General features: G+C 68.9%; 12 protein-coding genes. 9 read left to right on the top strand and 3 right to left on the bottom strand.

Annotation, left to right across the window (positions count from 1 at the left end; genetic code table 11):
• Window positions 1-117 precede the first annotated feature (117 nt).
• From ADL01_RS12800 to ADL01_RS12785, 4 genes are all read left to right on the top strand, one after another.
• On the top strand, window positions 118-762 hold the full coding sequence (locus ADL01_RS12800) for an HAD family hydrolase (RefSeq protein WP_053742079.1): 645 nt from the start codon (window positions 118-120) through the stop codon (window positions 760-762).
• A 92-nt stretch (window positions 763-854) separates the two neighbouring features.
• A complete protein-coding gene (locus tag ADL01_RS12795) occupies window positions 855-1,595 on the top strand; it encodes a VC0807 family protein (protein ID WP_053742078.1) in 741 nt (246 codons plus the stop codon).
• A gap of 96 nt (window positions 1,596-1,691) precedes the next feature.
• Window positions 1,692-2,936: an MFS transporter gene (locus tag ADL01_RS12790; protein WP_053742077.1), complete on the top strand. Its 1,245-nt coding sequence runs from the start codon at window positions 1,692-1,694 to the stop codon at window positions 2,934-2,936.
• The gene (locus ADL01_RS12785) at window positions 2,887-4,062 is read left to right on the top strand and encodes an acetoin utilization protein AcuC (protein ID WP_053742076.1); all 1,176 of its coding nucleotides are present in this window, start codon (window positions 2,887-2,889) and stop codon (window positions 4,060-4,062) included. The genes ADL01_RS12790 and ADL01_RS12785 overlap by 50 nt, the downstream gene beginning before the upstream one ends.
• A gap of 103 nt (window positions 4,063-4,165) precedes the next feature.
• On the opposite strand, the gene ADL01_RS12780 is transcribed toward ADL01_RS12785, so the two are convergent.
• Window positions 4,166-4,597: a hypothetical protein gene (locus ADL01_RS12780; protein ID WP_053742075.1), complete on the bottom strand. Its 432-nt coding sequence runs from the start codon at window positions 4,595-4,597 to the stop codon at window positions 4,166-4,168.
• Window positions 4,598-4,815: 218 nt separating this feature from the next.
• On the opposite strand from ADL01_RS12780, the gene ADL01_RS12775 reads away from it, so the two are divergent.
• From ADL01_RS12775 to ADL01_RS12760, 5 genes are all read left to right on the top strand, one after another.
• The gene (locus tag ADL01_RS12775) at window positions 4,816-5,631 is read left to right on the top strand and encodes a phosphatase (RefSeq protein WP_053742080.1); all 816 of its coding nucleotides are present in this window, start codon (window positions 4,816-4,818) and stop codon (window positions 5,629-5,631) included.
• A gap of 130 nt (window positions 5,632-5,761) precedes the next feature.
• Window positions 5,762-5,974 (top strand): helix-turn-helix domain-containing protein, encoded by a 213-nt coding sequence (locus tag ADL01_RS12770; RefSeq protein WP_004984898.1) that lies wholly within the window; start codon window positions 5,762-5,764, stop codon window positions 5,972-5,974.
• A 224-nt stretch (window positions 5,975-6,198) separates the two neighbouring features.
• On the top strand, window positions 6,199-6,297 hold the full coding sequence (locus ADL01_RS41830) for a 30S ribosomal protein bS22 (protein ID WP_003948845.1): 99 nt from the start codon (window positions 6,199-6,201) through the stop codon (window positions 6,295-6,297).
• A 241-nt stretch (window positions 6,298-6,538) separates the two neighbouring features.
• Complete coding sequence (locus tag ADL01_RS12765) at window positions 6,539-7,624, top strand: NAD-dependent epimerase/dehydratase family protein (protein ID WP_053742074.1); 1,086 nt, start codon at window positions 6,539-6,541, stop codon at window positions 7,622-7,624.
• Between the two features lie 48 nt (window positions 7,625-7,672).
• Entirely contained in the window at window positions 7,673-8,779 is a 1,107-nt protein-coding gene (locus tag ADL01_RS12760; RefSeq protein WP_053742073.1) for a lysophospholipid acyltransferase family protein, read from the top strand.
• A gap of 81 nt (window positions 8,780-8,860) precedes the next feature.
• Here the strand turns inward: ADL01_RS12760 and ADL01_RS12755 are convergent, their stop codons facing one another.
• Window positions 8,861-10,180 carry a DUF5667 domain-containing protein gene (locus tag ADL01_RS12755; protein WP_053742072.1) on the bottom strand — a complete coding sequence of 440 codons (1,320 nt, stop codon included), beginning with the start codon at window positions 10,178-10,180 and terminating at the stop codon, window positions 8,861-8,863.
• A 367-nt stretch (window positions 10,181-10,547) separates the two neighbouring features.
• The gene (locus ADL01_RS12750) at window positions 10,548-11,318 is read right to left on the bottom strand and encodes an ECF subfamily RNA polymerase sigma factor, BldN family (RefSeq protein ID WP_053742071.1); all 771 of its coding nucleotides are present in this window, start codon (window positions 11,316-11,318) and stop codon (window positions 10,548-10,550) included.
• Window positions 11,319-11,586: the final 268 nt, after the last annotated feature.

Below are 11,586 nucleotides of genomic sequence, written 5' to 3'. Positions count from 1 at the left end.
TGCAGGGGGGACCCTGTGGGAGAGTAGGACGCCGCCGAACAAATATTACGAGAAGCCCCGTACCGGGTTACCGGTACGGGGCTTTTTTGCGTGCTTTTTTGTGTTTAGGGTCCAGGTATGCGCTATGACCTCGTCATCTTCGACAACGACGGTGTTCTCGTCGACAGTGAGTCGATCTCCAACACTCTGCTGGCCGCCTATCTCACCGAGCTCGGGCATCCCACCTCGTACGAGGACTCCGTGCGCGACTACATGGGGGCCGCCATGCACCGCGTACACGATCTGGTGGAGGAGCGGAGTGGGCGGCGGTTGCCGGACGACTTCGATGACGTCTTTCACGCGCGGGTGTTCGCTGCCTTCGAGCGGGAGTTGGAGCCCGTGGCCGGTGTGGTTGGCGTACTGGAGAAGTTGGCTGCTGACGGAGTGCCGTACTGCGTGGCTTCCTCCGGGAGCCATGACCGGATCCGGGTGGGGCATCGGGCTACCGGGCTTGCGAGGTGGTTCGACGGTGGACGGGTTTTCAGTGCGCAGGATGTGGGGCGGGGGAAGCCGGCGCCTGATCTGTTTCTTTATGCGGCGGAGCGGATGGGGGTGGCGGCCGAGAGGTGTGTCGTGGTGGAGGACAGTCCGTTGGGGGTGCGGGCCGGTGTCGCGGCCGGGATGGACGTCCTCGGGTTCACCGCGATGACTCCCGCCGAGCGGCTGGTCGGGGCCACCCAACTCTTCGGCAGCATGGGTGAGTTGGCTGAGCTGCTTGTTTGAGGTCGGGCATGGGGAGCGGCTGACAAATGTCATCTCCGGGTCTGGACGATCGGTTCTGTCGGTGGGGTGGGGGTGACCGCCAGGCTTGAGGCATGACAACAACTGTGGCTGTGCCGGGTACGACGACGAACTCGCCCTCCCCGCTCCGGAGTTTCGTGCCGTTGCTCCTCGACGTGGCGGTGCCTGTCGGGTCGTACTACCTGTTGAGGAACGGACTCGGGATGAGTGCCGTTGCCGCGCTCGGGTGGAGCAGTGCTGTCCCCGCGGTGCGGACCGGGTGGAGTGTGGTGCGAGGGCGGACGGTCAACGCGATGGCCGCGCTCATCCTCGTGGTGAACGTCGTCGGGGTGCTGCTCAGTTTTGTCGCCGGGGACGCGCGGCTGATGCTGGTGAAGGACAGCGGGGTCAGCAGTGCCGTCGGGATCGGGGTGCTGGTGTCGGTCCGGCTGGGGCGGCCGATGATGACCGAGGGGATGAAACCCTTCGTCATCAAGGGGGATGTCGAGCGCGCCGCCGCCTGGGAGCGGCTGGTCGGTGGGTCCCCGCGGTTTCGGCGGGCCGAGCGTACCTTCTCGCTGGTGTGGGGTGTGGCTCTGCTGGGGGAGTGCGTCGCGCGGATCGTGGGTGTGTACGTCCTCTCCGTCGGCACCATGGTTTGGCTCGGCACCGTCATGATGGTCGGGGCGATGGTGACGGCCGTTCTCGTGGGCGGGGCGCTTGCCGTCGAGCCGATGAAGGGGATGCTTCGTGAGGAGGTCGCCCTGCGTCGGGATGGCGACGCCTCTACGGGGGCGCGTACTGAGGGTTCTCAGGCAGTTGCTCCGGGTTGCTGACCGGGGTCGTTCTCGCGGGGGCGAGGGCAAAAGTGAGCAGAATTCATCTTCGTATGATCTACCCACGAGTAGGCCCGGGGTTCTACGCTCACCGCCATGACAGATGTCCTGCGGCGCGGCAGAGCCTCGCTGGCGTTCAGCTTCTTTGCTCAGGGCGCCGCCTTCGCGCTGCTCGTGACGCGGATCCCGGCCATCCAGGACCGGTACGGCATCTCCGACGCGATGCTGCCCCTCTTCCTCGCCGCCGTGCCGGTGCTGGCCGGGGTCGGCAGTGTGTGCGCCGAGCATGTGGTCAAGCGGGTGCCCCCCAGTCTCGTACTGAGGTGGTCGCAGCCCGTCGTGCTCCTGGCGCTGCTCGGTGTCGGTGCCGGGGATCAGGTGGCCGAAGTGGCGCTGGCACTGGGGGTGTTCGGGCTGGCCGTCGGTGGGCTCGACGCCTCGATGAACATGCTCGGGGTAAGTCTGCAGCGGGCGTACGGGCGCAGCATCATGCTCGGGTTCCACGCGGCGTTCAGTCTTGGTGGGATTGTCGGGGCCTCGCTGGCGTGGGTCGGGGCGCACTGGCATCTCGCCCTGTTCGTGTCCTATCTGCCGATGGTGGCTGTGCTGTTGCCGGCCGTGGTGGTCGGTGGCCGGTGGTACGTCGACGCGAGGGACGGGGGTGGGGCAGAGGGGGTGGCAGACTCGGTGTCGGGTGTGCCGGGTGACGTGTCCGGTTCGGGCTCTCTTGTTTTCAGGATGCTGTTGCCGCTGTGTCTGGTGATGACCTTCGCCTATATCGGGGACTCGACCGTCTCCAACTGGAGCGCGAAGTATCTGCAGGACGTTCTCGGGAGTTCGGAGCAGCTGGCCACCGTCCCGTACAACGTGTACATGGTGACCACGCTCGTCGGGCGGGCCATCGGGGACGTGGGGGTGCGGAGGTTCGGTGCCGTGGCCGTCGTACGGGCGGGGGCGTTGGTGGCGGCGCTCGGGTTCGGTGTGGTGGCCGTGGCGCCCGGGGCGTGGGTCGGGATGCTCGGGTTCACGCTGCTGGGGCTCGGGTTGTGTGTGATCGTTCCGCAGACCTTCGCCGCCGCCGGGCGGTTGTTCCCCGGGGCTTCGGATGCGGCCGTGGCGCGGCTCAACATCTTCAACTATGTGGGTTTCTTGATCGGTTCGCCCCTGGTGGGGGCTTTGGGTGATCTGTGGAACTACCGTGGGGCGATGCTCGTTCCGATGGTGTTGGTCCTGGTGACGCTCAGGTATGCGGGGTCGTTCGATCCGGGACATGCCCGATACGGTGACGGGCATGAGCGGCCGCGCACAGCTGATGTGGGACGAGGCAGTAACGGGCTATGACTTCGGCCCGGATCACCCGATGGATCCGGTCCGGCTCGCCCTGACCCGGCGTCTTGTCGACGCCTTCGGGCTCGACCGGGAAGTGGACGTGGTCTCGGCGAAGCCCGCCGGGGAGTCGACGCTGCGGCTCGTGCACCGGGAGGACTACATCGACGCGGTCAAGGCCGCGTCCGCCGATCCGGGGGCGGCCGACACGGCGTACGGGCTGGGGACCGTCGACGATCCCGCCTTCGCCGGGATGCACGAGGTGTCCGCGTTGATCGCCGGGCAGTCGGTGGGGGCCGCCGAGGCCGTGTGGCGCGGGGAAGCGCTGCACGCCGTCAACTTCGCGGGCGGCCTGCATCACGCGATGCCCGGGGGCGCGTCCGGGTTCTGTATCTACAACGACGCCTCGTTGGCCATCGCACGGCTGCTGGAGCTGGGGGCCGAGCGGGTCGCCTATGTGGATGTGGACGTGCATCACGGGGACGGCGTCCAGGCCGCGTTCTGGGAGGACCCGCGGGTTCTGACGATCTCGCTGCACGAGCATCCGCGCACCCTGTTCCCGCAGACCGGGTGGCCCGAGGAGACGGGGGCGAAGGGTCCCGCCGAGGGGAGCGCCGTCAATGTCGCGTTGCCGGCCGGGACCGGGGACGCCGGGTGGCTGCGGGCCTTTCACGCGGTCGTGCCCGAGCTGATCGCCGACTTCCGGCCGCAGGTGCTGGTCACCCAGCACGGGGCCGACACCCACTTCGAGGATCCGCTCGCGCATCTCGCCGTGTCGTTGGACGCGCAGCGGGCGGTGCAGGTCGCCTGTCACGACCTCGCGCACGAGTATGCCGACGGGAAGTGGGTCGCCCTGGGCGGGGGCGGATATGCGGTGGTGGAGGTCGTACCGCGGTCGTGGACGCACCTGGTGGCGATCGCGGCGGGGCGGGCCGTCGAGCCCACGGCCGTGATCCCGGAGGGATGGCGGCAGGAAGTGTTCGCGCGTACGCGGCAGTTGGCGCCGGCGCGGATGACGGACGGGCGGTGGCCGGTGGCCTACGCCGACTGGGAGTCGGGGTACGACCCCGCCGACCGGTTGGACCAGGCGGTCATCGCGGCGCGCAAGGCGGTTTTCCCGTTGCGGGGGTTGCTGGCGTAGGCGACGCCGGGTGTGGGTGTGGTGCGGGGAGCCGACCCAGGCACCCAGCCCCGGTCTCGGGCTGGGTGCGTGAGTCGGCTCCTGTGCGGGACGCGCGCCGACGTCAGTTGCAGACGCCCGTGCCGGACGCCTGGACGCCGTTGATCGCGCCGAACCACTGGACGCAGTAGCCACGGGAGGGGTAGTACACGGGGCCCGCGTAGCTGAGGTACCTGTCGGCGTCCTGGACCGAGGTGGTCTCGTGGTCGGCGATGACATTGAGCTCGATGCGGATCTGGGTGCGGGGGCCGGTCGCGTTGCGGAGGGTCACCGCGCAGGTCTTGCCCTCGGCCTCGCTCCACGTGACGTAGATCCGGCCGACGGTGCCGACCGCCGTGGTGGCGGCGGTCTTGTAGCCGGGGCCGCAGAGGGTCTCGGCCCTCGAGGTTGCGGCGGACGCCGGCGCCGCGGTGGCGAACAGGCCGCCGAGGGCGGCGAGAGCGGTGACGGACGCGAGAGCGGCGGTGGTGGTGCTTCGACGACGGGTCAGCTTCATGGTGTTCCCCCTGTGATGACGGTCAACTGGCGCTCGGTGCGCACATGTTCTGAGACGGGAGGACCGCCGGAAAGGTTCTGGGTGTCTCGTCACTGTTCTGTCATGAGTGTCACCAGTGTCACGGCGGCCGTGAGTGAGGGCCCTGCGATTACGCCAACTGTGGGGTGTTCCCCGCATATTGGGCATCCGGGGCGGGTGACTGCGCCACCATCGTTGACGTGTTGAGTGCCGGGGCGTTGCGCGCCCATCTCCTGGCCGCCCGTCTCGCCGGATCCGTGGCCACCTCGCGGGAGGAGAGTCTGCGGAGTTATCGGCTGTTCGCCGCCCGTGATCCCCGGGTGCTGATCGGACTCGATCCCGAGTGGACCTGGCGGCAGCGGGATCTGATCGGGTTGATGGCCGACAGGTGCGGGGTCTCGGCCGACCCGCGGTGCACCTCCGGACGCGATGTGATCGATCCGGATCGGACACTCGCGGCCCTCGACGCCTTCGCCGAGCGACTCTCCGCAGCCGCCCGGCGCCGGGTTCCCGTACTCCTGGGCACCGGTCACCCGCACCGACTGCTCGGTTTCTACGCCGCGTTGGCGGACGCTTTGTCGGCGGCGGGATGTGATGTTCTCACCTTGGCGCAGGGTAGCTCTGTCGACATAACGACCCGGTTCGGTCTACGCACGCACAACCTCGACTACGTACGGGGTGTCGCGCTCGTACGGGAACCAGGTGCTCGGGCCGCCGGGCGTGAGCCCGGCGCGCACACGCACTCGCCCCTCCCCGTTCGGACCGTTCTGAGCGCTGCCACCGAGGCCGGCGGGACGCTCCCGGAGCTGGTGATCGGGGACCACGGATGGGTCTGCGGTGCAGGTCAACTGGGGTTCGAGGCCATCGGGTTGGCCGATACGGACGATCCCGCACTCTTCGTCGGAGAGGCCGAGGGGCGCGTGTCCGTCGTCGTTCCGCTTGATGATGCTGTGCGGTCTGATTACTACCGGCCGATTACCCGCTACGTACTCAATCGAGCGTGTCTGTCACAGTAGGCCGCCGATGGGTGCACCTCTTCCCCACTCGCATCACCCGCCCCTACATTGGGGAGTGAGCACGCAGCGACGAAGAGTCACCGGAAGGGGAAGCCGGTGGCCAGTCGAGTGCGGAAGGTTCAGGTGTGTCATGGCTGCAGCTGGCGAGAGGCCTCTGAACGAGGTTCAGTTCCTAACCGTGGCGGAAGTCGCCTCGGTGATGCGAGTGTCGAAGATGACCGTGTACCGGTTGGTGCACAGCGGTCATCTGCCCGCGATCCGGGTGGGACGTTCGTTCCGCGTCCCGGAGCAAGCGGTTCACGAGTACCTTCGCGAGAGCTATGTGGGGGTGGAGACAGCCTGACGGCGGTCGAGGGGGACGGGTCGCGGACGGTTGAGGATGGTTGGGGGCCATCAGGGCTTCACCAGGTCCTCATCTGATCTCATCCGATCTCGTCCGATCCCCTCTGATCTCCTCGATCGCCCTCGATTACGACCTCAGCGCTCGGACGGGTAGGCTGGCCCCTTGTAGGTCGTATGGGCCCATGGCGCCCAACGCCGAGTGATGAGAAGTGAGCGAGGGTAGTCGTGGGCTCTGTTATCAAGAAGCGGCGCAAGCGGATGGCCAAGAAGAAGCACCGCAAGCTGCTGAAGCGCACGCGCGTCCAGCGTCGCAACAAGAAGTAGTCGGTCCGATCGAGAGATCGGGACCGCTGCTCCTGCGCGACGCCGCGAGAGCGCGAGCGTGAGTGTCAAGACTGTGGCCCCCCACCGGTTTCCGGCGGGGGGCCACAGTCGTATTAGCTTGTGCATACGGATGCATATGGAGTGTTCGTGACGTCACGCATCGGGCGGTCATCACAGCGCAACAACAACCCGCTAGGTTGGGCTCCACACGGGAAACGCGGCTGGAAGGAAGGCACTGATCTTGGGCAAGGTCGTGCTTGTTACCGGGGTGGCCCGTCAGCTGGGGGGCCGATTCGTACGACGGATCCAGCGTGACCCCCAGGTGGACCGGGTCATCGCCGTGGACGCGGTTCCGCCCGAGCACCATCTGGGCGGCGCCGACTTCATCCAGGCCGACATCCGGCAGCCCACCATCGCGCGGGTGCTCGCCGAGACGAACGCCGACACGGTCGTGCACCTGGACGTGACGGGGATAGCGCTGGGCAGTGGCAGCCGCGTCACGGTCAAGGAGACCAACGTCATCGGCACCATGCAGTTGCTGGGTGCCTGCCAGAAGTCGCCCGCCGTGAAGCGGCTGGTCGTGAAGTCCAGTACGAACGTGTACGGGTCCGCGCCCCGCGATCCGGCGGTCTTCACCGAGACCACCTCGCCCAAGTCGCTGCCCAGCGGCGGCTTCGCGAAGGACGCGGTGGAGGTCGAGGGGTATGTACGGGGGTTCGCGCGGCGCCGGCCCGACGTCGCCGTCGCCGTGCTGCGCTTCGCCAACATCCTGGGGCCGACCGCTGACTCGCCGCTCGCCCAGTACTTCGGGATGCCGGTCCTGCCGACCGTGTTCGGCTACGACCCCCGGCTCCAGTTCGTGCACGAGAACGACGTGATCGAGGTCCTGCGCATCGCCGCGCACGAGCCGGAACGCGGAACGCTCAACAGCGGCACGTTCAACATCGCCGGCGACGGAGTCCTGCTGCTGTCGCAGTGCTCCCGGCGGCTCGGACGTCCCACCGTGCCGCTGCTGCTGCCCGCCGTCACCTGGGCCGGCTCGCTGGTGCGTACGCTGGGTATGACGGACTTCTCGCCCGAGCAGATCCGGTTGCTCACGCACGGCCGGGTCGTGGCGACCCACCAGATGCGCGAGACACTGGGCTACCAGCCGAAGTTCACGACCGCCGAGACGTTCGAGGACTTCGCGCGCGTCCGCGGTCCCGGGCTGCTGCCGCCGGCCGCTGTCGCGGGGGTCGTCGACCGCGTCGCCGCGCTGCCCTTCGTACCCTTCGCGGGCGGTGGCCGTAAGGGCACAGCGACCGGGACAGCCGCCCGAGCGACCTGACGGACACAGCCCACCGACGCAGAGCGCCAACCGAGGAGCGCATCAACGATGGCGGATGCCAAGGTCATTCCCTTCGACGACGACAGGTCCCGCGCGGGCGCCGCGTCGCGACCGTCACGCCGCCGGAGCGCGGGGAGCAGCAGGCGCAAGGGCGAACCGACCGTGGTTCACGAGGTCCAGCCCCTGCCGGGACGAGCCCGCCCGCAGGATGATGTCCAGGTGACACGAGAGCAACAGCCGCCCCAGGAGCCCCAGCAGCCCCAGGACCAGCCCGGACACCCTGCCCTGTCGCCCACCCCGCACGGCGGCGCCGTGGGCAGCCTGGAGCGGCGTGTCGCGGGTGGCCTGTCCTTCCTGCGGCGCCGGCTCACCGGGGACTACGAGGTCGACGAGTTCGGCTACGACGCCGAGCTCACCGACCAGGTCCTGATGTCGCTGGTACGCCCGCTGTACGACAAGTACTTCCGGGTCGAGGTCAAGGGCATCGAGAACATCCCGGCCGAGGGCGGCGCCCTGATCGTCGCCAACCACTCCGGGACGCTGCCGCTGGACGGCCTGATGATGCAGGTCGGCGTGCACGACAACCATCCGGCGGGCCGGCATCTGCGGCTGCTCGCGGCGGACCTGGTCTTCATGCTGCCGGTGGTCAACGAGCTGGCCCGCAAGGCCGGTCACACCCTGGCCTGCGCCGAGGACGCGGAACGGCTCCTGGAGCGCGGCGAACTGGTCGGCGTGATGCCGGAGGGCTTCAAGGGCATCGGCAAGCCGTTCAGCGACCGGTACAAGTTGCAGCGCTTCGGGCGCGGCGGCTTCGTGTCGACGGCACTGCGGCAGGGCGCGCCGATCATCCCGTGCTCGATCGTCGGGGCGGAGGAGATCTACCCGATGATCGGCAACGCCAAGACGCTGGCCCGGGTGCTCGGCATCCCGTACTTCCCGATCACCCCGACCTTCCCGTGGCTGGGCCCGCTGGGCGCGATCCCGCTGCCCACGAAGTGGACGATCCAGTTCGGCGAGCCGATCCGCACGGACCACTATCCGCCGGAGGCGGCCGAGGACCCGATGCTGATGTTCAACCTGACGGACCAGGTCAGGGAGCAGATCCAGCACACCCTGTACAAGCTGCTGGTGCAGCGGCGATCGGTGTTCTTCTGACGTACGTGGGCTCGTGGCGTACATGGTTGGGGGCGCCCTCCACCAAGAAGGGCGCCCCCGACCGTCGTACCGCCGACCGCGCTAGTTCGCGTCCTCGCCGTCGATGCCCAGGCCGGGCAGCAGGCCCGGCAGGAGCGGCGGGAGGGTGACGTCCGGTTCCGCGCTCGACGCGGTGGTCGGCGACGGGGACGCCGTGCCGCTGGCCGGGGGCGGGTCGAGGAGGCCGCCGGTGTTGCCGCCGAGCAGGCCGTCGCTGCTGGTGCCCGAGGCGGACGGCTTGGGGTGGCCGCTGCTGGACTCGTGCCGCCCGCCGACCGCGTCGCCGCCGGTGTCGCTGGGCGCGGCCGACCGGTCGGCACCGGACGAACTCGTGCCCGACGCCGGTCCGGAGCTCTGCCGTGGGCCTCCGCCACCACCGTGTCCGCCGCCGCCTCCGCTGCTCCTGGAGGGAGGCTTCGGAAGCAGGGACTGGAGCGGGGCGACCTCTTCGTCTATGGCGTCGAAGACCGACGACACTTCCTGACTCACGTCCCCGAGTTGCACCGGGAGGCGCTCGCGCAGGGCGCCCCACGCCTCGCGGTGGGAACGGGAGAAGGCGTCCAGAGCCTGGATGGGGCTCAGGGAGTCCGGATCGTGCCGATACGCCTCGTGCAGCAGGCGGTGTCCCTCCGAGGCGTCGTGCCGCATACCGGACAGAGTGCGGCGGATCTCGCCCAGTGACTCGTGGTCGAGCTGGCCGGCGCGGTCGCGCTCCATCAGCCGACGCGCCTCGCTGAGCCGTGTCGAGGCCTGGTCCAGGTAGACCCGGCCCCGTTCGTTGTCGCCGGCGGCCAGGTAGTTGAGCTTGACGTCCTCGATGCCGCGCTTGAGGCCGTACAGCGAGTCACCCGGCAGGGCGTCGGAGCTGGCGGCGGCGACACCGCCGAAAGCTCCGGCCGCCACGCCCACGCTGAGCCCGCCGGCGGCGAGACCCTTCGTCAGTCGTGTACGGGGTCGCAACTTTCCCAGTCCGCTCGCCCGGTGAACGCCCTTCGCCCGGGAGCGCTGCTCGGGCACCGAAGTGTTCGCCGCCCCGCTTCCCGGCACCGTGCCGTCCCGCAGCATGGCCTCCATCGCGGCCACCAGCTGGGCCCGGTGGACGACCTTGACCGCGGGGTCGAGTACCGGCTTCGGCAGCTCGCCGAGGCCGGTCGCGAGGGCCACCATGCGGCCTGATTCGGTCCGTTCCGCCCGGGGATCCGCCTGGTGGTCGGCCTGTCCCGTGGCAGCCGGGGGCGGCTGTGGGGCAGGGTCCGGTGCCTGTCCTTCGGGCTGCTCGGCCGCCGAGTCCCGGTCGGACAGCTCCTCCAGGGCTTGGGCGAAGGCGTTCGCCCGCCGGTGCGCCGAAACGTTCGCGATCACTGGCGGCACCTCCTCTCGTCATGACGGTCGGCTCCCCAGGGGGTCCTGAGGGTTGCACAACCCTGACCGCATCCACTCGATCGGATGATCGAAGACGGCCGGGGAGTGACCACAGGGAGCCTGTATCCCGCACAACGAGTGGCGCGGCACTTGGGTTACGGACGGCGGATGATCCGACCGCGAACTCAACGGACTTTCACCGAAGGTGAGTTGGCGGTCGCTGAGTGTGCGAATTCCGGGCGGGCGGACGCCGGTTGAGCGGAATTCGGTGGGCGGAAGTCGGCTGGGCGGAAGCCGATGGGGCGGGGGCCGGGGTGCGGGAGCCCGGTGCGGTGCGGGGGTGTGCGCGGAGTACCTCGTACGGTGCTCAGCGCGCGTCTTCCGGGAGGAGCCGGGCGAGGGTACGGACGGCGCGGTACTGGAGGGTCTTGATGGCGCCCTCGTTCTTGCCCATCACGCGCGCGGTCTCGGCGACGGACAGCCCCTGGAGGAAGCGCAGCGTCACGCACTCCTGCTGCTGGGGGTTGAGGCGCTTCACGGCGTCGAGGAGAGCGGCGTTCGAGAGGGACTCCAGGACGGAGTCCTCCGGTGAGCGCTCGACCTCGTTGGCGTCCAGCATCTCGCCCGTGGTCACTTCGAGCCGGAAACGGCTGGACTTGAAGTGGTCGGCGACCAGGTTGCGGGCGATGGTGACGAGCCACGCGCCGAAGTCGCGGCCCTGCCAGGTGAAGGTTCCGATGCGGCGCAGGGCGCGCAGGAACGTCTCGCTCGTCAGGTCCTCCGCGGTGGCCTTTCCTCCCACTCGGTAGTAGATGTACCGGTACACGGTGTCGCTGTACTGGTCGTAAAGGCGGCCGAAGGCGTCGGCCTCGCCGGCCTGTGCTCGCTCGACGAGGTCCATCATGCGGGCGCTGTCACTGTCCGCGGCGGGGCGGCGAGGGGTGGCGGCGCCGGCCGCGCGCCCTCGTCTGCCGACCGCGGCGGTGCCGTCGGCCAGCGCGTAGCACGGGCCGAGTGGTGCGGCGGTGGCGAATGCGGGGGTGGCGTACGCGGTGGGGACGAAGCCGCGCAACAGGTCTAGGACCGTTGCGCGCAGCGTAGCCAGGCCCGAGGCGTCAACCCCGACGTGTGGGTACACGGGACTCCCAGAGGCAGAGCTTCCATCACGTGCAGTGCGGGACCTTTCACCCGTCGTAGCGACGGAGGGGTACCGGTTTGCGTCTGAGGAGAATAACGCTTCGTGCAGGCCCTGCTACACCCGGTTGCTCAAATCATCGATTACGTCGCTTCTGTCACCTATTGGTGCTCGTTGAAGTGCCGCAATGTGACAGGTTCTTGATCGGTTGGGGGCGGGTTGAGCTCCGCTCGGGGCGTGTTGTGGCTGTGTGTGGGGGGCGGGGCTGGTG

This window comes from Streptomyces sp. NRRL WC-3618 (assembly GCF_001280005.1).
Lineage (GTDB): Bacteria > Actinomycetota > Actinomycetes > Streptomycetales > Streptomycetaceae > Streptomyces.
Note: the sequence above shows the minus strand (reverse complement) of the source record. Positions and strands in the feature narration are given on the sequence as shown.